This window comes from uncultured Microscilla sp. (genome assembly GCF_947493425.1).
In the GTDB taxonomy this organism is placed as follows: domain Bacteria; phylum Bacteroidota; class Bacteroidia; order Cytophagales; family Microscillaceae; genus Microscilla.
On the sequence record NZ_CANLRP010000033.1, the window covers coordinates 1 to 25,652 of the forward strand.

Consider the following 25,652-nt stretch of genomic DNA (forward strand, 5'->3'; position numbering starts at 1 on the left):
AACATCTTTTCAAAGAACTTGTTACCTCCACATTTGAAGGTAATTGGAATTGGCAACGTTATTGCTCAATCTATTTTTCCGATATCTTTAAAAGCATTTTTCGTTTCAGAAACGGAGTGCAAAGTTACAAGCCTTTTCCTTATTTCCAAAAGCTTTTAAAAGAATTTATTTAAAGATTAAAACTTCCAAATAAACCCCTATTTTTTCGGGTGACAAAGGTCTGAATTTTAATTTTAACTTCCTAATTAAATTAGAATTATTTTAACCGAATTTAATTTTGAAAATCAAACGTTTTGAAGAATTTTGCACTTAAATACAAAAACAAGTCAAAACAAAACAGACGCTTCATTCAGTAATTCAAAATCAAAACAAACCATTGTTTATTTTTCGGAGTGCAAAGGTGCAAGCTTTATTTTTAATATCCAAACTTAGGGTAAAAAAATTGCGATCTTTTTTGATCGCTGTCGCTTGACTTTATTACTCAACTATTCAAAACAAAAACAAACCATTGTTTATTTTTCGGAGTGCAAAGGTGCAAGCTTTATTTTTAATATCCAACAACTTGAACAAAAAAATAACGGTAAATTCTACCGCTCCATTTTTTACACTTTTTCAACTCCTTCAAGACAAATCCCCTTTGAAATTTGTGAATGCAAAGGTAAGACTTTAATTATTAACTGCAAGCATTGGTTAGATATACTTAATTACAACCAAGTGCTTGTACGCCACCTATTGTTCTATTGAACAGGATTTACATTTGACCATTAGTAAATCCACAAAGCTACTCTATCAAACAAGTGTTTTGTTTCTCCGGAACACTTTATTTTTTCCATTTCGCCTATTTTTGTTAGACCACAATGACATACAACATAAACTTACCACAAAGCCAGCCTCTTTGCAACGTTGAGTACTTATTACAAGCAGGAAAGTACCAAGAATGATACAGATCAGAGAAGAAAACAATATAAATCTGCCATCACTTATTGAAAATCAAAGAGTTCCGAAAACTGTATAGTGCATTTGGACTGTAAATTGACTTACTTTACCTTATAGATCATGTATTTTTTACATAACTCAAAACAACAATTTTAATTTAGAACAGTATTTGTGAAGGTCAAGGTTATGCATAACCTCCTTATTGGTACTGCGTATAGAGAATACAAACTTCATTAACAATCGCACCATACTATGAATCTAAAATTCCTATCTATAATTTTGATTTGCTCCTTTATATCAAACACGTATGGACAAATTCTAAAAAAAGAAAAAATCTATACTCTTGATAAGAATGAGTATGTAGCCCATGAGGAGAATTCTTTGGGTTTGTATCAAGATGAATTGGGTTATATTGTAGTAACAGCTGATGTAAAGGACTTTAGCAGGAGTTATCACATTAAAGGCAAAAAATATGGTCCTTTTAATCGAAGAGAGTTGGCAAAACCTGTATTTAATTATGATAACTGGGGATTCATTGACTCTAAAGATGAAACAAGTTACGTGATTTATACTGGGAAAGAGCTAGGCGTACATGAATTACCGTTTTATCCTGTAGGTTTAAAAATCAGGGGCAACTCATGGGCTTATGTTTTAATTAACCAAGCAGAGGGTACTACAGAAGTTGTAATTAATGGTAAAAAACGTGGTCCATACCTTTCATTACAAAACTATCATTTGAGTAAAAACGGTAAAAGGTGGGCTATTATATACAATAACCGTCCGGAAGAGCATTATGTGGTATTTGATGATGGCAAAACAGCGGGACCTTATGCAGAAATTATTGATTTTCAGTTTTTAGAGCCCAACAGGTGGGTGCTCACTGCTGAACCTAAAGACTCTCCTACTAAAATACTGGAGGGAGGACAGAAGGTTAAACAGATTATAGTAGAAACCAGTAATGGTGTAGTGGGCACTTATGAACGGGAGTTGCTCAACAACCCTAATTATGACTGTGATAACCTTATTGCTAGAGGGAGCAATTATGGCTTGAACATTATTAAGGATCAAAAAATTTACTATTTGGCAAACGACGAGTTATATGGTCCTCATGAAGGTTTGGTACAACAAGTAGATATGGGTAAAAGCTATAATCGCTTCAATTTTGTGGTGGGTAAAGAAAAACGTTTTTATATAAAAGGAGAAAAGGGGTTTTCACGTAATGTAGAGATGTTTGCGGTAAGTGATAGCCGAAAAAATGTAGCTATAATAAAAAGGGGCAGTGGTATTAAAGATTCATTAGTAATGAATGATAAATACTTTAAGGGGTTATTTGATAAGATTGCTTATGTAAAATTCGCGCCTCAGAGTGAATCTTGGTGTTTGTTGAGTAAAAGTAACAATGGCTATTATCTCCATTTTTCCAACAAGAAAAAGCAAGGTCCTTTTAATATTGATGACTCGCGAGGTGTACCACAGGTAATGCTAGGTAAAAATTGTGAGAACTGGGCAATGACTTATAAGGACTCGAAAAGCAATGAGATTAAATTAATTGTAAACGGACAGGAGAAAAAAGATAAATTTATTGGTAATATAGCGATTACTTCAGAAGCTGATAAAGAGTATTTTTCTTGGTTTAGTTTAGAAGACAAAACCGTGTTTCTAAATAAGCTGTTACTAAAATAGAAATAAGTACTTAGTTATTATTAATTATATACTACTGAAAACCTCCATAATATTGGGGGTTTTTATTGTTAACATTTAATGGTTAGATCAAACCACGTGATTTGAACTCAAGGTATTTATTAATTGTATTGACAGTTAGGCTTTGAGGAGTGGATAAGACTGCATGTACTCCACACTTCCTCAATTCTTTGACTATGAGTCTTTTTTCAAAGTCAAACTTTTCTGCAATTGTCTTCATGTACACCTCTTCAGTTGAATAAGCAGGCGCTTCAAGTAAACTTCTAAGTTCTGTATTTTCAAACAAAACTACGAGTAATAGATGGTTCCCAGCTATAGCTTTTAGGTATGGAAGCTGACGGGTAAGTGCTGACTCAGACTCGAAGTTGGTAAATAATATAATGAGGCTGCGGTGTTTGATTTTTCGCTTGAGAGTAATATATAGTTTCTCAAAGTTTGACTCTTTGAACGCTGTATTCTGTTTATAAAGCACTTCTAAAATACTTTGCATTTGTGCCAGTCCCTTTCGGGCAGGGAGAATAGATTCTATTTGGCGATTGAAAGTAATTAAACCGGCTTTATCATCTTTATTCATTGCAATGCTAGATATCACCAAGCTTGCATTGATGGCATAATCTAATAAGCTCATTTGCTCAAAGGGCATTTTCATTACCCGACCTTTATCTACTATACAATACACCTGTTGTGATTTTTCGTCTTGGTAATGGTTTACCATCAAGTTGTTTCGACGGGCGGTAGCTTTCCAGTTAATGGTTCGTATATCGTCACCTTGTACATACTCTTTAATTTGCTCAAACTCTTGGTTATGCCCTACTCTTCTTATTTTTTTGATGCCAACCTCAGTCAAACGGTTAGAGATGGCCAATAACTCGTACTTACGCATTTGTAGATAAGATGGGTAAACTGGAATCATTTGCTGCTGGGCAAAACGGTAGCGCCTAGCGATAAAGCCTATTTTGGTAGAGATGTATAAGTTCAAGGCTCCAAATTTATACTCCCCTCTTTTGACAGGTCGTAGTTTATACTCCAAGGTTTTGCTGGCTCTTGGTTCAAGGGTAGTTTGAAAGAGAAAGTTGCGAATTTGAAATTGGTGTGGGATTTCATCAATGATTTTGAGAAAGGTAAGAAAGCTGTAATGGTTTTGTATGTGCAACTGTATTTTATTTTCATCGCCATTAGAAAGCTTTTCATTGGCACTGCGTGCACCTTTCAATCCATTACGAATACCATATATTAAGAGTAAATCTATGAGACAAAGTATGCCCAATACCAATAGTGCAATTTTGGCAATGCCTACTAATGCCTGTACAATAAACCCCAGTGCAAATAACAATACAATGCATATAATGACAAGGAAGAAGCGATTGTTTAGATAAAATGACTGGAGAAACTTCATGAGTTAATTATAAAGGTGGCTAACGTGGAACTTCTACACTTTGAACAATGCGCTTAATTACTTCACCTACTCCTAGTCCTTCCATTTCTTTTTCAGGGGTTAGAATAATACGATGTCGTAAAACTGGAGTGACCACTTTTTTTATGTCATCAGGCTGCACAAAATCTCGCCCTTGCATGGCAGCACCTGCACGTGAACTATTAAGAATAGCTAGGGATGCTCTAGGCGACGCTCCTAAAAATAATGCATTATGCTGTCGGGTTTGGCTGACAATTTCGGCGATATACTTGACAAGTTCAGGCTCTACATGAATTTCTTTCACTTTTTGACGAAAGCTTTCTATATGCTGGGTTGAAAGAATAGGTTGAACATCATTAAATTGAGACAAACCTTTACGGTCCAAGGCTTTAGTTAAAATAATTGTTTCTTCTTCTAGAGAAGGGTAGCCTACATCAATTTTAAACAAAAAACGATCAAGTTGAGCTTCAGGCAAGCGGTAGGTGCCCTCTTGTTCTATTGGGTTTTGGGTAGCCAATACGATAAACGGTGGCTTCATTTGATAGGTAGTACCATCAAAAGTAATTTGCCGTTCTTCCATCACTTCAAACAATGCCGATTGAGTTTTAGCTGGTGCACGGTTTATCTCATCAATAAGGACAAGGTTTGAAAATATAGGTCCTTTTTTAAATTCAAACTCTGTACTTTTTTGATTATACACTGATGTACCCAATACATCAGAAGGCATTAGGTCAGGGGTAAACTGAATTCGGGAAAAGTCAACAGATATGATTTTGGAAATTAATTTAGCAGTAAGTGTTTTGGCAACACCAGGTACTCCTTCTATCAGCACATGACCATCAGTTAATATAGCTGTAATGAGTAGTTCTACCATATCAGGCTGCCCTACTACAACTTTACCTATTTCTGATTTGATTTGTAACACAGCCTCTTTCAGTTGCTCTAAATCTACTCGGTTTTCGAACATAAGTTTGACTTGCGGTTAAACGTTGGTTGTGTAAATATATAAACTTTTGACTGAAAACAAAGCTGGTGTTTAGTAATAAATGGGTGGGTTAATTTTAGGTTTAGGCTTTTGTAATGATGTAAATGACACTAGAATAGTTATGGTTATTTTTCTTTGCCCATTGGTTTGAACTCCACCCTTGTAATACAGCTTTTAGGTAATTGTTTTTACCTGCTTGATATTTTTGGCTAAGCAAACTTATATAGTATGAATCATAAGGCATAGGCAAGTGTTGTTCTACCTTGAAACCATGCCGCTGAAATAAAGGGGTGATCGTTTCGGGGGTAAAATGATACAAGTGGCGTGGAACATCGTAAGCAGCCCAGGCGCTTTGGAACTGATTAGCTTCGTGGGCATTGGCATTGGGTACTGCTACTACTAGTACTCCTTGATTGGTTAACAGTTGATATAAGCGCTGGATGATTTTGTCTATTTGATGTACATGCTCTAACACATGCCACATAGTAATTACACTAAATTGGTTGGGCTTGATTTGCTCCTCGAATATATCAGTTAAAATATCTATACCTACATTTTCGGCGGCCACTGCTCTGGTTTTTTGGTCTGGCTCACAACCTGTCACTTGCCAGCCATCACTTCTACAGGTTTTTAGAAAGAACCCTGTTCCACAACCTACATCCAGCATATTTTTAGGCTGCTGTTTTACCAATTTATTCACTAATTTAAGTTTGCTCTTAAGTGCTCGATTACGCACAATGTGGTAAATGCGATTAATTAATCCTTTGTTGGTATTGCTGTGTGAGATGTATTCTTCTGATTGATAATAACGTCCAATATGGGCTTCGTCGGGGCGTGGGTTAGTGAATTTAAATCCACAGCGTGAGCATTGAACAATGGTAAAGCTTTCTTGAGTTACTGTATGGTCTTTACAGGTTAGAAAATCTTTCATGTCATTTTCGCCACATACAGGGCACTGTGTCAATGTTTCGAGCATATCAGTTTTATTGTTTGACTTTAGAGGAGGCAAATTTATAGCTTTTGATTGAATTAGCACAAAAACTCAATGGCTGGTCTTGGTTTATGCTCAAAAAAGGCTGTATACTTGAAGCATTGAACCAACCAAACGATTATCTCGCATGAATATACTTATTGTAGGGGCAGGCAATATGGGTAGTATTTATATTACCAGCTTTCTAAATAATCACCTACTTACCAAAGAGCAACTCTATATTCTTGAGCACTCTGAGCAAAAAACGACTGATTTACAACAAGAGGGATACAGTAATGCTTATCATCAACCGGGTGAATGGATTAAATCCATGGATTTGATTTTTCTGGCAATCAAACCACAAGATGCAGAGGAGTTTTTCAATACTATACGTGCTTACCTTACACCAGCCCACTTGCTGATATCTATTATGGCAGGGATTAGTATTGATAAAATAAAGCGTTGGGTTCCTACTACCAAAATTATAAGGGCAATGCCTAATCTACCTGCCCAAATTGGCATGGGAATGACAGGCTTTACGGCAGCTGCATCTGTTGATAAAAAAGAATTGTTTATTGTTCAAAACCTAATTAACACCACCGGAAAATCATTGTATTTTGAAGATGAAGAAAAGCTCAATGCAGTAACAGCCATTTCGGGAAGTGGCCCGGCTTATGTGTTTTATTTTATGCAGGCAATGATGGATGCAGCACAACAGATGGGTTTTAGCCAATCAGAAGCAGAGCTTTTGGTAGAACAAACATTTATGGGAGCGGTTCATTTAGAAAACCGTAGCCAGGCAAGTTGCAATGAATGGATCAAGCGAGTATCGTCAAAAGGAGGGACAACTGAGGCGGCTATTACCAGATTTGGGCATCTTACTTTAGACAAACATATTCAGGAGGGCTTGAAACAGGCGCTTCAACGTTCAATAGAACTAGGGAAGTAAAAAGTACAGTCAAGCAATAATTCGGTACATTTAAAAATAAAATCACTTTATACACAAAATCGCTGTAAATATTTAAATATCAAATACTTACAACTTATTTTTAAATAAAAAAAATAAACTAAACTTCCACAGCGACAGCACTGGATAAGGCGGGTAACTATTGGTAAATTGAAATACATTTTATAATAATTTTTATCAAAAGTTTCCGCACTATGACACAGAAAGAAACTGTTGCTTACTATCTAAAAAATAAAGCTATAGAAAAGGCCTTGGCTTTTGCCAAAGACATTAAACAGTTCAAAAACAAGGTAGTTGGTTTGGAAATGATTTTTCAACAACTACAATGTACTCAGGAGTTTGAACAAGCATTGGAGGTTGTCAAACTAATGCCTGACAATAGAAGGCAGACTCTCATGCTTCAAACAATGGTAAGTCAGGCATTGGCTCGCCAAGCTGTAGAATTTGCCCACCAAGTTGCCCAGAAGATTCTAACACCACGTAGCCAGTCTTCTGCACTCAAACAGGTAGCAGACCATTATCTACAATTAGGGAAAGTAAATAAGGCGCTGGCAATTGTTGTCGAAATTAAAACTATAAAGACTCAGGTTAATTTATTGAAAGGCGTAAGTGAACGACTCATTGGGAACAACCTTACAGAGGCACTTTTAGCAGCAGAACAGATCAAAGATATTCCGGTAAGACTTCAATTGATTGAAAAACTAACCAAGCAGATTCTTACACAATACAAACCAAATAAGGTTCTAGAGGTATTAATTCATTTTAAGAATGCTTTGAGTAAAATATGGGTGTGGACGCTCGTATCAACCTCTTTGCCCAAAAAACAAAGCAGCGCATTATTGGGTGAGGCTTTAGCGATGTCAAATGACTTACAAAGGAAGTATGAAAAAGCGCTTGGCATTACACAAGTTGCCTTTTATATCGCCAAATTATTAGGGTATAATAGTAAGGTAGATAAACTACTTGCGCAAGCAGTCACCATCATCGAAAAAATATGGAAAGACACAGAGAAACTTCAGGCAATGGAGCACTTGGTGAGTAGTTATATCAAAATGGGTCGTTGGAGCAAAGCTCTAGACACTTTAGAGTGCAGTGTAAACCGGATAGATGTGCCCGAACTCTTACAGAGAATCACCAAAACATTGGATAAAAGCGGATATGCTAATGAAGCTACTCGTCTAAAACAAGCCACTGCTTCGATACTTGCCCGTACTATCAGAAGTCAACGCTCAAAAAAACTCATTAAGGTAAGTAATGAAAAAACAAAGCATAGAAATAGTTATTACTACTATAGCTATGAGGATGACAATAAGTTTTATTATATGACTGACAATGAGGATGGAACATTTACAGCTGAGTATGGTCGTATTGGAGAGCCTGGCACAAATACTTACACTTATCCTATTGAAGAGTGGACAAGGAAGTATAAAGAAAAACTACGCAAAGGCTATAAAGATGTTACTTATATACATCAAACAGACTTTGATTCTAACTCAAAAAACAGGCTTGAAATTATAGCACTACCCAGCATTATACAACTTGTGCAAAGCCTGCAAGCATACGCCCAACAGTCGGTAAACAATAACTATGTAGTAAATGCCCAAAATGTAAGCCTTGTCCAGTTGGAAAAGGCTCAAATGCTGATAGATGAAATATCGGGGCTTACAACATTACTCAACAAAGGTCATGACCCCAGAGCAGAGGTAGATCAATTATTATTACAGTTGTTTACAGTGATTCCGCGTAAGATGGATTCTGTAGAAGATTACCTCACTATTCGTTTAGAAAATAATCAAGATGTAATGCGTAGGGTGCTAGAAGAACAAGCGACCTTAGATGTAATGCGAGGTGAGGTACTCTCCTTACAAAATACTACAAGTCAAACTCAGGCGATGACTTTGACTGACAGCATTGGGGTAAAAATTGAAGCCGCCACATTGAGTGATGTCATGGCAATACGTCAACTGATGGGTAATAAATATTTTGACGAGTATTTTCAGCAAGCTTATAAGGTGACCCACCTAAAAAGCCAGGCATTGTTTGACACACAAGTAAGCGATGCTCAAAATAGGCGCACCAAACTGCTTTGGCACGGAAGCCGAAATGAAAACTGGTGGTCGATATTAAAAACTGGCTTAGTGTTACGCCCAGCCAATGCAGTAGTTACAGGTAAGATGTTTGGCTATGGTTTATATTTTGCTGACAAAGTAAAAAAATCTATGGGGTACTCATCACTTTATGGTAGTTTCTGGACAAGTGGGGAGTCAAACAAGGCATACTTAGCTGTGTATGATGTACACTTGGGCAATTGCATGCGTCGCAAACAACATGAGTATTGGATGTATGACTTGGATGAAGTCACTTTGAAAGGACGGGGAAATTATGACTCTTTATTTGCCCGTGGAGGTGCCGACTTGATAAACAATGAATACATTGTATATAAAGAGACACAGTGTACAATAAAGTATTTGATAGAGATACATAGCTAACTTTGGACTGTCAATGAGCCATACTTGCTAGTTTTGCTCATTGACATTGCTTTAGTTTTGGAGATAAACTTTCTTTTCCAAAAGGAAGATAATAAAGTAATGAAATGTTATCTTTCCCGTAAAATGGCTATTGTACCTTCGGAACGTATACTATATGAAACTTTTTTTAACTATATCATTATCGTTTGTAATAAGCTTGTTTTCCACTAATTATGGACAAAGTCCAACGAAACATCTGCAAAACCAACTCAAGTTAGCCAAAACAGACAGCCAAAAGGTAAAGCTCTATAACCAACTCTCTGAGTTACACTTTAAAGGCGCTCCTGGCAAAGCCCGTAAATACGCAGAACAGGCACTCAAGTTTGCTCAAAGTGCTCACTATCAAACAGGGATCACCCAAGCCTACTACAACTTGGGGGTAACTTACCGGATTCAAACCCAACATACGGTTGCGCTTAGTTTTTTTATGAAAGCTTACAAAATTTATGAAGAAGCTCAATTATTAGCCCCACAACCTAAGCTTCTTAGTGAAATAGGGATGGTATACAGGCAGCAAAATGATTTGCCTCATGCACAAACCTACTATGAGAAAGCTTTAGCTATTGCCCAGAAACTCAATCAGAAAAAGCAAATTGCACTCGCTTATAACAACTTGGGGGTAGTATGTTTTTATAAAAAGCACTTCAAAAAAGCTGAAAAATACCACGAAAACGCTATTAAGATTCGAGAGGAGATACAAGATAAAGAAGGATTAGTGATTTCGTATAACAACATTGGCATAGTATACGCCCGGCAACAGCAGTTTAAAAAAGCTTTGAAGTTTTATAATAAATCGCTGGTTACCAACAAAGAAGTAGAGAATCAACAAATAAAAGCAGCTACCTATGATAATATAGGAGATGTATACCTGGCACAAGACAAATTTGGGGAAGCCAAGCACAATTTTTTGGGGAGCCTAAAGATAGCCCAACAAATCAAGGCTGCCAACCGGATCATAGAAGCCTACCATAGTTTATATCAATTATTTTATAAGCAAACCAAAGCTGACTCTGCTTTGGTATACTACCAAAAATACAATTACCTCAAAGACAGTGTTTTTAACTCAGAGCAAAGTCGACAAATGGCAGAAATTCAAGCCGACTATATCAATGAAAAAAAAGAAAAAGAGATTCAACTACTCGCTCATCAAAAAAAAATAGATCAGCTTACTATTTATATTGTGATTACATTATTTGTACTCACAATAGCACTCTCACTCTTGATCGCCAGCAGGCAAAGACTCAAAATTCATAAAAACCGGGAAATATTGCAGCAACAACAAGAGATTTATCAAACCCAACAAACACTTATGCAAGAAAAGCTTAAGAATGAACAGCTTGCCAAAGAAGGGTTACAAAAAGAAATTGCCTACAAAAACCAGCAACTTACATCGCATACTTTGCACATGATCAAAAAAAATCAATTGCTTGAGCAAATCAAGGCAGGGTTACTTGCTTTGGCACAAAACCCCAAGCAATTGAAAAAAGGACTAGGCAACTTGAATCGTTTGGTAGAACAAGGGTTTAACCTTGACAAAGAGTGGGAAGAATTTCGGCAAGTTTTTGAGCAGGTGCATCAAGACTTTTTTAAGCAGCTGAAACAGCAATACCCCAACCTTACCCCACATGAGTTGCACGTGTGTGCTTTAGTAAAATTGAACTTTAGCATTAAAGAAATGGCCACCATCTTAGGCATCGCCCCCAACAGTGTAGCAATGGCTCGCTATCGTATCCGTAAAAAACTGCAATTAGAAACAGATGATAATCTGACCGAATTTATGATGAAAGTAGCCTAAGTAGTTTTTACATATTTCTATGGTTTTCCCAAATAAAATGATTTTTGGCTTTTTTATAAAAATCACACAATCAACTACAAATCAACATATTAACACATCTTGTATATACATTGTATAGATAAAAAACTTGTCTTGTAGAGCTTTTGTATAGGTTGAAAATTAGCTAAAGCTTTGGAAGCTCCCTAAGTTTGTATCAAGATATTTATCAAACAGAAACTCAAGTAGATTCTCTACTTTTTAAAATATAACAAAGTTGTAAAGGATATTTTCCTTTTATCAATTTTCAAGGTTTAACTTATAGTATAGTATAGCCCAGATGGCTATGGATATTTTATCCATAGTCATTTTTATTTTTATCATCCTTACACTCAATAAATATTCATCAGGCATTTTATTTATAATCATTCAAACTTTTCGGGCACAACCATAATCACCTCTTCCTTATCAACAATTACCTGTCCGTCTACCAAATCTTTGGTTTTGCGGACAAACTTTTTTGGGGTAACAATGACTGGGCACAGCGTGTCGCTGCTCCGCTTGGAGTAATAGGCAGCCAATGAAGCGGCTTTTTCTATTACATCGGTAGGAAAGCTTTTACCTGCCTGGTATTTAATCACTACATGCGACCCGCTCACATCCTTGGCGTGTAACCATAAATCTTCTTTGTAAGCGTATTTTTGAGTCAGTAAGTCATTGTTTTTTGAGTTTTTACCTATCCAAATCTCAAACCCTTGATAATCAAACCGTTTAAATGGGAACTTGTCCACTTGAGCTGCCTGATTGGTACTGGTGCTTAAACGATTATTTTTGAGGTACTTACGCAACTCTTTAAAGTTGTCTATTTCCATAACAATTGCCAAATGCTTTTCCTGCTCCTTCTTTTCCCTTTCTTTTCGGGCAATATTTTCTTCTAGTTTTTGTATTTCTATGCGGGCATTTTTAGCCTTTCGATAATAGACTTCTGCATTTTTTTGAGGGGATAAATCTTCCTTAAGTTTAATGATGCGTTGAGTATCATGGTAAAAATCAAACAACTCTACAGTTTTTGCACGCTTAGGAATGGCGTGTAAATTGGCCATGATGATATTAGCTATTTCCTCGTTTTTATTACTATCATCTAAATCTGCCAATTTGCCATACGTTTTGTCCAGGTAATTTTGGGTTTGCTTAATCCTTTTATTAAGAACACGACTCGCCTTTTCTCTTTGCTTTTCTAACGAGCTAATTTTCACATATTGATAGTAAAAGTTATTGACTGCTTCTATTGCACTATCATGGTGTTCTTTGTAGTCAGAGTCGCGTAAGAAAGGTAAGAGTTTAGGCAATCCTTTGTCAAAATAAATGTAAAAACCCGCTTTTTCTATATCCTGTAAGTTTTTCTGAATAATGTCCCATTGTTCCGACAAATTAGTAACTTTAAACAAACCTTGAGCTTCTAACCATTTGCCTACATCTTTGCCTAGTGTAGGATATAAAGCCCTTATATTCCCTTCTTCTCGTTCAAAATCTGCTAAATTTTGCCCAATGACTCTGTCCATCTCCATCAGTTTTAACGCCTGATCTTTGACCATTTTCTTGTGAAATGAAATCACAAAATCACCTTGTTCAAACATAATGACATTGGAGCGTCCTCCGTGCATTTTAAACAACAATGCATACCCTTGCTCAAACAAAATACTAAATGCCCGCTCATTGATATGTTGTACTACATGTTGCACTCTTTTGCCTTGCAATACCTTAAATAAGTCAACACTATTGCGTTTTGCCCTGAAAAACTCCTGAGTAAAGGATAAACAGGCAAAGTCTGGACGAAGTACTGCCTTGATATAAAACTCTTCCTGACCACTATAGAAACCAAGTACTAATTCATCTTTATTTTGACTAAAGGCTTCTGCCAGCTTCATTCCCTCAACGTTGGCGGTAGCTACACCTGACTGATAGCCCATGCTCCACGAGGTTTGTAGTTTTTGAGCAATTTCTTTTGAAAGGTGCTTTAAGAAATGATAGTTGTTGTGCATGGTGAGACAATGATAGTTTTTTATAATCTTGCAAATTAAAAGGTTTCGGGGGGAATGTACGGTTAAAATAAGTTTTTCTTAAATAACCCCTTGCTTACATACACCTAAAACTTTGCAGTATATCTTGTAAAAAGCCAATTTTATAATATTACTGTTAACTTTGTACTTTGTAGGTTTTATTCCCGCTTTTATTAGCAAATGCCTACAACTTTCATCAAATAGTAGCGTATCCACTTATGTAAATTTAACACAATGAAGTTTGTTTAGTTGTATATACAAACTAAATAAAATAATATATTAAACCACAAACTCCGCTAACTACCAATGAACAAGTCAACTTTACCATGGCTTTGCTTAGTCTTTGTGTGTGCTCTTTTTTGTAATTCCCCTGTTTTTAGCCAAAATGCGAGTAACTATGGAAGCCCTAATAGCACACAGTTTGCCACCAACGCCGCTGCTACTCTCGAAGACATGAGTAGTGGTACTACCCAACTTATAGGAGCCAACCAGCTCAACACCAGTTCGTCAATCACTCCTTTTGGTTTTGAGGTGTGGTTTATGGGCAAACGTTTTACCGATTTCAGTGTAAATACCAACGGAGTATTGCAGTTTGGCAACATTACAGTAGCCACAGAAGCCAACACACATGCCATTGCTACCAAAGAACCTAGAATATCTCCTCTCTCTTCAGGAACCTTGCTTAACCTCGAAACTGCCCCTATTACAGGAAGTTTTAAAACCTCGGGTACTGGAAAAATACACTACAAACTAGCAGGCACATCCCCCAATAGGTATATGGTAATAGAGTGGAAAGATATATTACTCAACCACCGAAACATTTCTGGACAAACAGCTACTTTTCAAGCACATATTTATGAAACCACTCCCCGAACAGGGGCTACTACTGAAGGTGGGCGCATTTATTTTGTTTATGGAGAAATGCCAACAGACTTTCGCAATGGTTCTAACAACGGTGCAGTGGCTCAAGTGCATCTAGGCATTGGGGTTGGCATCTCCCCTCAAAACTACCTAGGGTTGCAAGTAGATGGAGGCATTGCTGATCCTATACCCAATACTACCGACAATGATGGAGAAGCGAACTCGGCCAACTATCACAATATTATAGCCAGTGGAAGCAATGTTCCATTGCTACATACTAACGTTGCCAACAACAGGCGTTTTATCAACCTTGAAGTAGAGGAAGTAACAGGGTTACCTAATAACTTTCAGGCAATTTGTGTAACTGATACTAAGATAGACCTAACCTGGATTAACCCTAATGCAACCAATGCAGTAGGGGCTGTGCTCTACCGTTCTATTGATAATGTAAACTTTAGTTTTCAAAATCAGGTACCCATTGGCACAAATATCTACTCTGATTCAGGGCTTATTCCTGGGCAAACCTACTATTACCGCCTTTATCTGGTAAACGAAGGTAAACTCTCTAAACTTGGCGGAACAGCCTCTGTGATAGCTACCACTGGAGTCACTGCCAATTATTCGGTCACTTCGGGCAAGTGGTCTGACGCCTCTACCTGGTCGAAGGGGACAGTACCTAATATTAATGATGATGTAGTGATTAACTGCAGCGATATAGTATATGTAGATACAGATGCGAGCTGTAGAAATTTGACTGTATTGATTACAGCTAAACTCAGGTTTGCTAATGGTGGACATACGCTAGTCATTGGGGGCCACCTAAACAATGAAGGGGTGGTAGATATGAATGGTAGTAATGCAAATTTAACAGTAGCAGGCAATATTAACAGTTCTAACTCATGGATGTCGGGTGCTACGGCAACAGTGACCTTGAATGGTACTACCCACCAAACTATTACCAATACTGGTACATCTACCATAGTAACCAATAGTGGGAGCCTTACTGCTGCGTCTTTTAACCTTATCAATGATAATGAATTAGACTTGGGAAATAACTGCAGCACCAGCACAGCCAATTTACCTTTTCCAAAGGCTACCGTGCGAAATATTTCAGGTTATGACCCCAACCTATACAATACACTTACTGGTGTTACGGTAAATATCAACCATCCAGCAAATGATGAGCTGGAAATATGGGTGGTTCCTGCGGGAGCTTCTACTGCTTATCTATTATCGGCAGACAATGGAGGGAGCGGTTCTAACTATACTAATGTTACCTTTAGTGACTATGCCACTACAGCTGTATCGGCTTATGTAGGTATTAATCATAATTTTGCCAACCAAAGTGTACGTCCCCAGTGTCAGGAGTTGAGTAAGATTACCAGTGCCATAAAAGCTGATTGGCAAATCTTAGTAAACGATGATGATGACACCAACGCAGGAGGACAGCTACTTGCTGTATCACTCCACTTTGAGTCTCGCAGTACAGTCGATGAGCTATCATTTAACAACCTTATTATACAAAATACCAGTACCGCAGGAATAACGCTTGCTCATAGTATTAGAGTTACTGGGGCGCTTACACTTACCGATGGGGTGGTAAACACAGGCAATAATGAAGTGATTTTTAATGATAATGCTACAGCAAGTAATGGAAGTAATGAGAGCTATATAGATGGTGTGGTAAGAAAAATAGGGGATGATGCTTTTGTTTTTCCGGTGGGCAATGGAGGGCATATAGCCAGCGTTGCTATTACTGCTCCAGCTGATCCAAGTGATGAGTTTACAGCACAATACTTTCACGTAGACCCAGCTACTACTCCTTATGATCCCAATACTAAAGATGATATCAACCTGACTAAAATAAGTAGCTGTGAATATTGGATAATAAACCGTGAAGCTGGCGCTTCTAATGTACAAGTATCACTAAGTTATGAAAATACCCGTAGTTGTGGAGTAGGAAAGTCGGCAGATTTGCGCATCGCCCGTTGGGATGCAGGTTCAACACGTTGGGAAAACGAAGGTAATGGAGGTGATGTAACAGTTGGCGCATTGAACGGTATTATAAGTTCGGCCAATGTAGTAAACTTTAGCCCTTTTACACTGGCCACTCAAGATCCTATTGGTACCCCGCTCCCTACTGGATTGCTCAACTTTACTGTAAATCAAAGTAAACAGGGGGTATTGGCTCGCTGGAAAGCCTTAAATGATAAAACACTTGCTTATTACCAACTGCAACGTTCTATAGATGGACAAAAATTTGTGAATACCGGGCAAAAAATAACATTCAAAGATGCTGTCAAACCAGTGCATCAATATTCAGTATGGGACAGAGAAGTCATTGTAGGCTTAAGCCCTATATTATATTATCGCTTGAAAACGGTGAGTTCTAATGGGGCTTATCGTTATTCTCAAATCAAAGTGCTTAACTTTCAAGCAAGTTATAGCATTGTATCTACTGCCCCTAACCCGTTCAAAGATGAACTAACGGTGAACTATACATTGCCTTTTGAGCAAACTGTAAGCATCGAAATAAGAACTTTATTAGGGCAAACAATCCAGGTTTACCACCAAAAAGCGGCTAAAGGGGGCAACCAATTGCAGCTAAGCAAACTAGGCATGTTGCCTAAAGGGAGTTATTTGCTGGTGTTGCGGCATAAATATGGTACTTTGACCCATACTATTGTCAAGTAAAAAACTTGGTTTAACCATAAATGACCAAAGCCGAGGAGATCTCTCGGCTTTGGTCATTTATATATCGAACAAAAAACTGGTCAATCTTCCTCTTTTTTTACCTTCAATGATGTTCCTTCTTGGCTAATCACAATTATTTTTGTCCCTTTCTCTATAAAGTCGCCTTGGCTTGCGGCATCATATAACTCGTCACCCAGCCTTATTTTACCACTTGGACGTAGTACAGTATGGGCAACCCCCTGACGCCCAACAAAGTTATCTAAGTAAGATGTAGAAGTGTACCCTGCCTCTGAGTCCATTACATCCTGCAAAGAAATTTGTTTGAAGCGTTTACTCTTTAAAAATTGCGGCAATGCCAGTGCTATAGCCAACCCTCCGCCAATGATGCCAATGCCTATTGTAATGAATGAGTCTGATAAGGCGTTGGTTTGCACTTTTGAGAAATCAAACCAATCGTTGTCTATCATCATCAATAGCAATGAGCCAAAGGTACATAGGAAACCCAGCACGCCAGCCACACCAAAGCCTGGTATAATAAAAAACTCTGCCATTAACAATGAAATACCTATTACTAAGAAAGCAAGTTCCCAATACTCAGCCAGACCGTTTAAATAATAAGGAATAAAATATAATGCAGCTGCTATAATAGACGCAAGAATAGGAAAGCCTACCCCAGGGGTTTGCAATTCGAAATATAAACCACCTACAATAATTAACAACAATAGTCCACTAATAACGGGGTTCAGAAATATATTAGAAATTTTCTCACTTTGGCTAAGTTTGAAATTGATCACTTCATAATCTTTGACATTATTTTTGGTCAATAGGTCTTTGATTGTATTGACTTTGCCTTCGCAATAACCGTGTTTGATGGCTTCTTCGGTAGAAAAAGTAATTACTTCACCTTTTTTGCTAATGCCTTCAATCTCTATGTTTTGATCAACCATTGCCTCGGCAATACGTGGGTCACGCTTATTGGTTTTTGCGGTCGCACGCATCATACCACGCATATATGATTGGTATTTGTCTGGAGCGGCTTTGCCTTTATCGCCTGTTACCACAGTAGCTGCTCCAATGGTGGCTCCTGGTTGCATATAAATTTTATCGCAGGCAATAGAAATAAGCGCGCCAGCCGAAGCCGCATTTTTATTAACAAATACCCATACAGGCTTTTTAAAATCAAGCAATTTAGTACGTATATAATCAGCATCGTCTACTCTACCACCATAAGTATTCATATCAACTATAATATAGTCTGCTTTTAAGTTAAGCGCCTCTTCCAGGGCTATATCTACATAACGAGACACCTGTGGGTTGATTTCCTGGCGAATTTTTATAACAAACACTTTGGTTTTACCAGTCTCCACATTGTCTTGTGCCTGTAGTTGACCAAACACCCCAAGCCAACACATTATGCCAAATGCTGCCTGCCACCAAAGAACCCTGGTAAGTCTATATGTATTTTGAGCGAATAATTGTTTCATTGTAAAAGAAGTAATTCAAGTTGGAGGTACAATAAGTGGGTGATCTATAACAGCTGTTTTTGTACCTAAAAAAATTAAGCATTAGCTACTAGTTTTAGCATTTAAAGATGCTTTGATGCTATATATCTTATAAAACGTAAATAAAGGTAAAGAAAGATACAAAGTATTTTATTCGTATGAAAATTTCTACCAACTTTCGGACAGGCAACGAACCAAGAATATATAAACCAACAATATGATGGAAGTTTCATTCATTCAGGAGTTACCCACCGGCCTATCGGTCGCACTTAATGAGCAAGTATGGAAAATATTGGTAGATGATACCGTCCCCTTACTAGTAATACAAACCCGTAATGGAGAGGCATACCAAACATCTTTTACAGCTGTTGATATACACCAAAACCAGGTATTGTGGCAAAACTTCACCTTAGAAGAAAGTTGGTGGTTGGGTATGGCTGAACTACACGCAGGTGTATTGCTTTTGTACACTTACCCTGATACACAAAAGCCACAATCTCAGGGAATTATTGCGGTAGATGTAGCTACTCAACAAATATTATGGCAAACGCAAAAAGCTAATTTTTCTCAGATTATTCAAGGGCAAGTGCTCACCATATCGTTTGAACAAAGTACTAAAGTATATCAGCTACTTGACCTAAAAACTGGAGAGGTTTTAGAGCAATTTCGAGAATTTGAATCACTCGATGTTCTCAAAAATGAAAATAACAAGGCAATTTTTCCGTTTCATTATTATAATGAAATGGCTTATTTTCAAACAGTTGCTATTTTTTTGAAAAAAAAATTTAACTTGCAGATTGTACAGGCTGTTGATTACCTGGAGTATGAAAATTTCATTATAATTTCGTATTTTCACCAATCAACTCAGGGATTAGCCAATAATTTATTGGTCTTAAATCATCAAAATCAGGTGTTGTTGCACCAAAACATTGCGCAACAACTTACTGGTATAGGTTTAGATACTTTTTTTGTATTTGAGAAACAAGTATTTTTTGTGAAACATAAAACTCATTTAATGAGTTTAAAACTTTAAATAAAACCTCACTAAAAATGAAACCAACCAAACTACTCTTGGTCAGCATTTTAGGATTGTTCTTAACTACCAACAATATTTTTGCTCAAAAAAACTTGCCTACTACCAATACAGGGGGTAAGATTTTTTATAAGTATACATTGTTGAAAGGAGAGTCTTTAGAAGACGTGGCAAAAAAGTACAACTTACAATTAGCTGACATTTACCGTGATAACCCTTTGGCAAGAAATGGGATAAAAGCAGGGGAAACGTTGCTTATACCTAAAAACAACCATACCCAGGTAGTTGCTAAGAAGACTACCCCCAACACTGCCAAAACAACTAAAAAAAGAAATACTCAACGAATATACACTTCATCGCAATATAGTTTGACTACCCATAAGGTAACCAAGGGCGAAACATTGTTCAGAATCTCTAAGAAGTACAAAGTATCTGTCAATGCTATTCAAAAGTGGAATCCGCGGGTTTCGAACAACAAAATAATACCAGGGCAAGAGCTTATCGTAGGCATTGGTAAAAGGCGTGCCTCTAAGCGCAACACAATGCGCAAAAAAATAGCCATGCGTAACAAACGTAAAAGGAGCACTCGCACCTATAAAACCGCCTCTCCTAATGAAAAACCAATCAAACACAAGGTAAAAAAAGGAGAATGGCTAAGTGTAATTGCCAAAAAATATAAGGTGTCAATCGCTGACATAAAGAAATGGAATAACCTTAGTTCTGATAAGATCAAAATAGGGGATGAGCTATGGATTTATGGCAATGGTACCAATGACAAGCCTAGTGGAGTAACTCCTCATAAAAATGACCCTGATCCTTTGAATGTAAAGACAAACAACTCTACTTCAGACGAAAACCCCATTAGGAAATACAAAACCCCTAACACGAATGAAAAGGGTAAAATAACCCATGTGGTACAAAGAAGTGAAACTTTGTATAAAATAAGTCGCAAATACAAGGTGAGTGTTGCTGAAATAAAGAAATGGAATAATATCACAAGTGGCAACTATATCAAAGCAGGGTCTACTTTGGTGATTTACCCTAAGGGTTATAAGGCTCCTGAAAACACTCATAACAACAATACAGGGAACAAAGGAAATAACAACCCTATATTGAAAGAACAGCCTACTCCGGTGAAGAAACCTTCTAATGGAGACAATCCACTGGACTTTAACGGCAGTAAAGACAAATATGAAGTAGATGGTAAAGTAAAGGTGAAATATGTGGTAAAGTCGGGAGATAACTTGTGGAACATTTCTCAGGCACATAAGGTGAAGATGGAAGAGATTAAAGATTGGAACAATCTCAGAAACACCGACGATTTGGTGGTGGGTCAAACCTTGAATATTTACACTAAACATCCTCCCAAAAAAGAGGAAATAACTAAACCAGGTGGTATTCCTAAGCCAAAAGTAAACACTGGCAACCCAGTAAAACAATCAAACGATGTGTTTGACCTGATTCGTCCAGGTGGTACTTTGCCACAGAGTACTCCTGTAAAAAAGAAGGAACCAGTAAAAACAAGTACTACTTATACTCCTCCTACCAGAAAGGTGTATAAGCAGGCGCAGCCTCCTGTAACCAAGAGAGTAACCAATACCTATACTCCTCCTGCCAAGAAAGTATACAAACAACCCGCAACTAACACGGTGAAGAAGAAAATTTTTCCTCCTCCACCCAACATTACAAAAAGGGTTACTAAGCCGGCTGCTGCTACTACCCGACCAAATATGGTGATAGATAACCCAACCCGTACTACTAAAACTGAAGAAGACAAAGTAATGGTTTTCGAAAAAGGGATGGCTTCTATGATAGATGTAGGACAAGACAGTCAAAAATACCAAGCTTTACACCGTACTGCTCCTGTGGGTTCATTTGTAAGGGTTACTAACCTGAGCAATGGCAAATTGGTAGTAGTAAGTGTTATTGGTAAGTTACCAGTAGGTGCTCCTGAAAATGTGATTATAAAGCTCACTAAACGTGCTTATGATCAATTGGAAGCCAATGAAAATATTCCAGTAGAAATTGACTATGACTTAGAGAAAAACTAAGTTTAAAAATATAGTAGAATTAAGCGTTCGTTATTACAACGAGCGCTTTTTTTTTATGCTTAATTCCATTATTTTTACTTTATAAGCCAACACATTTACTTGAAAATAACACACTATGAAAACTTTTATTTCACTCCATTGCCTATTACTATGTTTTTGGGCAATGCCCACCCAAGGACAGAAAGTGCTGCAAAGAGGACTCGCAGAGGTAATCAGCGACTCTCAAAAAACCAATAAATACCTGGCAATGCATGTGTCTTACGCCAGAGGAACATTACTTAGGATAAGAAATCCAGCCAATGGGCAATACGTAGACGCTACTGTAATTGGCAATATGCGTCCCCGTTATAAACTCATTTTGAAGGTGTCAAAGTCAGTATATGAAGATTTGAATGCCACGGGCAAAAGGTTTGCGGTGGAGATTTTGTATGCCCCTATTTATGAAACACCTCGAAGATACCGCAAGAAAAAAGTAGCAAAGGCGAGCCCAACCATTGCCCCAATAAAACCAGTAAAGATTACCTCTTCTTTGAACCACCGTGTAGTAAGAACACAAACCTTGTTTCATACGGTAAAATCTGGCGACACGCTTTACCGAATATCCAGAAAGTACAAGGTAAAGGTAGAAGATATTAAAGTATGGAATAACCTGCCTGATAATAAACTGAAGGTAGGACAAGACCTGGTAATTACAGTCAATAAATGATGTTGTATAAATACTTTGGGACATTTATTTGCTGGATGGTTGCATTGCCACTAAACGCCCAGTTGTTGTCTGCCAAAGCATTGCAAAAAGTAAAGCCTTTTGTATCTCTGGAGACAGCATTGAAAGCTCCTGACCAGGTAATCAAGCTTGATTTATGGAATGCTGATCTCGCCTCTATTCCTAAAGAAGTTTTTCAATTGAAAAATTTACAGGCCTTGAACCTTAACTTTAATCAGTTGAAGGATGTGCCCGCTGAAATTGCCCAACTAAAGTATTTGCAGGAATTACGCTTGGGGCACAATCAGCTCACCTCCTACTCTGCTCATTTGTCTGCACTACCTCATTTGCGGGTATTAGATTTACACGGCAACCGTTTAGCCAATATACCAGCTGCTATTGCAAAACTACCCCTACTTGAAGAGTTGCATTTGCACGAAAACCAACTAACCAAGATCAATGCTGCTTGGACAACGCTTGCCAAATTAAGGTTTGTCAACTTGTCGGAAAACCAACTTAAGGCGCTCTCTATCACGGCTCAACACTCACTAAAGCATCTCAACATGTTGATTTTGATAAAAAATCGCCTCAAAAAAAAACAACAAAAGCAGTTGCAAAAATTTTTACCAAATACAACGCTTAGGTTTTAACAATAGTCCATAGTATTTAGTCCATAGTCCGTAGCTGATTCGAGTAAATATTCACCTTATTAAACCCTGTAAATCAGTAGTTTATACTAAATTTGTGTACCTACTTTATTTTTAAAAGGGTTTCAGTTTTAGGTCTACGCTGTGCAATTAAATAGTTTTTAAAATCATAACCTACTGATAACCGAGCCTCTGGCGAGTCCTTAGATACCGATGTATATCGGTGCTCAACGAAGGTAATCAGTAGTCAACTTTGGCTAAAATCACTGCGGAGTATTGTTTTAAGGAATGGTACCAAAATAAATTTACATTCTTAACCTCATCTTTTATTAAACTATAGAAATTTATTTTTACACCATTCCTAAGGGAGCAAACAAGAAATAACCTACCTATTTTTTAATTGCTCCTTAAAAAGTAAAACCCCTTTAGGGCTCACCTAAAAGGGTTTAAAGATAGATGATCTATTGATAAGCAAAGCTTAATATAAGGGGCGAAACTTGATTGTATGTGGAATAGCCCTCATTTCGTTGATAAGCTCTTTATCGTATTCTTTGTTTACATCAGTAATTACATACCCTAGTTTTTCGTTGGTTTTGAGGTATTGCCCCAAAATATTTACCTCATGACGATTAAGTATGGTGTTGATCTTTGCCAAAATACCCGGCACGTTTTCGTGCACATGAATCAGGCGGTGCGCATTACGTTGTTCGGGCAACTGAATATTTGGGAAGTTAACACTACCAAAAGTATCTCCTTTGTTAATATAGTTAAACACTTGAGTAGGTACGTAGTTGGCAATGTTTTTTTGGGCTTCCTGAGTGCTGCCCCCAATATGTGGGGTAAGGATGGTATTGGGCAAACCTTTCAGGGCTGACTTAAATGGCTCTTCATTGGTTTTAGGTTCTTCCGGGAATACATCTATGCTTGCTCCACGAATTTTACCACTTTCAATTGCTACCTTCAATGCCTCAATATCTATGACAAAGCCCCGGCTTAGGTTCATAAAAATGACCCCATCTTTCATTATATCAAAGTACTCTTTACCAAAAATATTGCGGTTATCTGAACGTCCGTCTACGTGTAAGCTTATAATATCGGCGGTTGACAGTAACTCTTCTATAGTTTTGCATTTGGTGGCATTTCCCAAGGCAAGTTTTTCTACCACATCGTAGTAGTACACATCCAAGCCAAGCGCCTCGCCCAATACTGACAACTGCTTGCCTATATTACCGTATCCTACAATACCTAGTTTTTTCCCTCTTATCTCGTTACTGTTGGCAGCAGATTTTTGCCAAATCCCCTGATGCATTTTCATCGACACATCGGGTATGTTACGCATGAGCATAATCATTTGAGCAATGGCAAGCTCTACCACACTGCGAGTATTGCTATAAGGTGCATTAAAAGTAAGTACGCCTTTTTCCAGACAAGCTTCCAAGTCTATTTGATTGGTACCAATACAAAAAGCACCTACCACCATCAGGCGATTAGCGTTTTCAAGTACTTTGCGAGTAACGTGGGTTTTCGAACGAATACCCAAAATATGTACATCTTTAATTTTTTCGCTCAACTCGGCTTCATCCAAAGCTCCGGCAATAATTTCTACATTATAGCCCTCTTTTTCAAACAATTCTTTTGCATCAGAATGAATGTTCTCTAGCAGTAACACATTGATTCTGTTCTTGGGGTAAGATAGTGACATAGGTAATTTATTATCGTATAAAAACTCTTCCAATGTAGGGGCAATATGGTCAGCTTTGTGCAGTACCGAGTCACGGTTTACGTTTTCGGTAAAAGCATAAAACTTATTGGCAAGTCCTGCTTCGCGGATTTCATAATCGGTATAGCCATCACCAATGACGTACACATCGCCTTTTAAATTTAGTGCTTTTAGTTGTTTTACCTTTCCTTTGTCTTTCGATAGTACGTTGTTGTGATCATAACCCACAATATAACCATCTTGGTCAAAGGTAAAGGTATTGGCAAACACGTTGTCAGCAGCAATGCCAAACTCAGCTACTATAGGTGTAATAAACTCTTTGAAACCACTGGATACTACCAGCACTTGAGGAGCATATTCATCAAAAAATACCTGATTGCGTCGAAACGAGTCAGAAACTTTGGTCTTGAGCTTTTCTACCAATTCGCCAATATGATCGCGATGGGCTTTGAGCAAAGAAATACGTTTTTCCAATGACTCGGAAAACGAGATAGACCCATCCATCCCTTGGTTGGTAATATTGCTAATTTCTTGAGTCACCTGTTCGCGGTGAGGCGAGTTACCAAGGGCAACTCCAGCCAGCTCATCCAGCCCTTCTACTTTTGTAAAGGTACTGTCAAAGTCAATAACAAAGTATTTTTTTCCAGCATTCATTTTTTTGGATAGGTATTGAGTGTTGGGTAGGCATAAGCCATTTAGCCCCTGATATTATGCAGTTTCTTGAAGCATGCGTATTTTGTGTAGCTTTCTTGTTATCCAACAGATAAAAGCGCACGATGCGTTGCTAACAAAAACCGATTTATACTAGGATTAAAGTTGGTATTCAGACAATTAGTCAAAATCCATCCTCAAAACCATTTTTGTTTAAGTATAATTTTTTTGTACGCTACATCACTTGAGGCAGAGTAATCAACCCTCTGTATCCACACTCAATGAACCTTGTTTAATGATTTTGTGTAATAATGATTTCTTCATCTTATTTTGTGATGAAGGCTGAATATAGAAATTTTCTTAAGCAATGGCTATTTTTAAGTAAATTGGGCTATTTTTTCTTGATTTGTTAATATATAACAATAGTCCATAGCATTTAGTCCGTAGTCCATAGCGGA

Annotated in this window: 15 protein-coding genes; 9 read left to right on the forward strand and 6 right to left on the reverse strand. The window is 37.5% G+C overall.

Features of this window, described 5'->3' with window-relative positions:
- Positions 1–1,215: 1,215 nt before the first annotated feature.
- The gene (locus tag Q0954_RS11150) at positions 1,216–2,619 is read left to right on the forward strand and encodes a hypothetical protein (protein ID WP_299456842.1); all 1,404 of its coding nucleotides are present in this window, start codon (positions 1,216–1,218) and stop codon (positions 2,617–2,619) included.
- An 82-nt stretch (positions 2,620–2,701) separates the two neighbouring features.
- On the opposite strand, the gene Q0954_RS11155 is transcribed toward Q0954_RS11150, so the two are convergent.
- From Q0954_RS11155 to Q0954_RS11165, 3 genes are all read right to left on the reverse strand, one after another.
- Positions 2,702–4,033: a DUF58 domain-containing protein gene (locus Q0954_RS11155; RefSeq protein WP_299456843.1), complete on the reverse strand. Its 1,332-nt coding sequence runs from the start codon at positions 4,031–4,033 to the stop codon at positions 2,702–2,704.
- A 19-nt stretch (positions 4,034–4,052) separates the two neighbouring features.
- Complete coding sequence (locus Q0954_RS11160) at positions 4,053–5,018, reverse strand: MoxR family ATPase (protein ID WP_299456844.1); 966 nt, start codon at positions 5,016–5,018, stop codon at positions 4,053–4,055.
- 100 nt (positions 5,019–5,118) lie between these two features.
- The gene (locus Q0954_RS11165; RefSeq protein ID WP_299456845.1) at positions 5,119–6,012 is read right to left on the reverse strand and encodes a class I SAM-dependent methyltransferase; all 894 of its coding nucleotides are present in this window, start codon (positions 6,010–6,012) and stop codon (positions 5,119–5,121) included.
- A gap of 142 nt (positions 6,013–6,154) precedes the next feature.
- On the opposite strand from Q0954_RS11165, the gene proC reads away from it, so the two are divergent.
- The 3 genes from proC (at position 6,155) to Q0954_RS11180 (ending at position 11,296) form a co-directional block, all read left to right on the forward strand.
- On the forward strand, positions 6,155–6,955 hold the full coding sequence (gene proC / locus Q0954_RS11170) for a pyrroline-5-carboxylate reductase (protein ID WP_299456847.1): 801 nt from the start codon (positions 6,155–6,157) through the stop codon (positions 6,953–6,955).
- 212 nt (positions 6,956–7,167) lie between these two features.
- Positions 7,168–9,462 carry a hypothetical protein gene (locus tag Q0954_RS11175; protein WP_299456848.1) on the forward strand — a complete coding sequence of 765 codons (2,295 nt, stop codon included), beginning with the start codon at positions 7,168–7,170 and terminating at the stop codon, positions 9,460–9,462.
- 154 nt (positions 9,463–9,616) lie between these two features.
- Complete coding sequence (locus Q0954_RS11180; protein ID WP_299456849.1) at positions 9,617–11,296, forward strand: tetratricopeptide repeat protein; 1,680 nt, start codon at positions 9,617–9,619, stop codon at positions 11,294–11,296.
- Positions 11,297–11,697: 401 nt separating this feature from the next.
- On the opposite strand, the gene Q0954_RS11185 is transcribed toward Q0954_RS11180, so the two are convergent.
- Positions 11,698–13,314: an NFACT RNA binding domain-containing protein gene (locus tag Q0954_RS11185; RefSeq protein ID WP_299456850.1), complete on the reverse strand. Its 1,617-nt coding sequence runs from the start codon at positions 13,312–13,314 to the stop codon at positions 11,698–11,700.
- A 324-nt stretch (positions 13,315–13,638) separates the two neighbouring features.
- Between Q0954_RS11185 and Q0954_RS11190 the strand changes: the two genes are divergently transcribed.
- Complete coding sequence (locus Q0954_RS11190; RefSeq protein ID WP_299456852.1) at positions 13,639–16,887, forward strand: T9SS type A sorting domain-containing protein; 3,249 nt, start codon at positions 13,639–13,641, stop codon at positions 16,885–16,887.
- A gap of 80 nt (positions 16,888–16,967) precedes the next feature.
- On the opposite strand, the gene Q0954_RS11195 is transcribed toward Q0954_RS11190, so the two are convergent.
- A complete protein-coding gene (locus Q0954_RS11195; RefSeq protein ID WP_299456854.1) occupies positions 16,968–18,371 on the reverse strand; it encodes an NfeD family protein in 1,404 nt (467 codons plus the stop codon).
- Positions 18,372–18,606: 235 nt separating this feature from the next.
- Here Q0954_RS11195 and Q0954_RS11200 point away from each other — a divergent pair, with 235 nt between their 5' ends.
- From Q0954_RS11200 to Q0954_RS11215, 4 genes are all read left to right on the forward strand, one after another.
- The gene (locus Q0954_RS11200; protein WP_299456855.1) at positions 18,607–19,422 is read left to right on the forward strand and encodes a DUF4905 domain-containing protein; all 816 of its coding nucleotides are present in this window, start codon (positions 18,607–18,609) and stop codon (positions 19,420–19,422) included.
- Positions 19,423–19,439: 17 nt separating this feature from the next.
- On the forward strand, positions 19,440–21,473 hold the full coding sequence (locus Q0954_RS11205; RefSeq protein WP_299456856.1) for a LysM peptidoglycan-binding domain-containing protein: 2,034 nt from the start codon (positions 19,440–19,442) through the stop codon (positions 21,471–21,473).
- Between the two features lie 115 nt (positions 21,474–21,588).
- Positions 21,589–22,179, forward strand: coding sequence for a LysM peptidoglycan-binding domain-containing protein (locus Q0954_RS11210; protein ID WP_299456860.1), 591 nt, complete (start codon positions 21,589–21,591; stop codon positions 22,177–22,179).
- A complete protein-coding gene (locus Q0954_RS11215; RefSeq protein ID WP_299456862.1) occupies positions 22,176–22,826 on the forward strand; it encodes a leucine-rich repeat domain-containing protein in 651 nt (216 codons plus the stop codon). The genes Q0954_RS11210 and Q0954_RS11215 overlap by 4 nt, the downstream gene beginning before the upstream one ends.
- A 475-nt stretch (positions 22,827–23,301) precedes the next feature.
- On the opposite strand, the gene serA is transcribed toward Q0954_RS11215, so the two are convergent.
- Entirely contained in the window at positions 23,302–25,197 is a 1,896-nt protein-coding gene (gene serA, locus Q0954_RS11220) for a phosphoglycerate dehydrogenase (protein WP_299456864.1), read from the reverse strand.
- Positions 25,198–25,652: the final 455 nt, after the last annotated feature.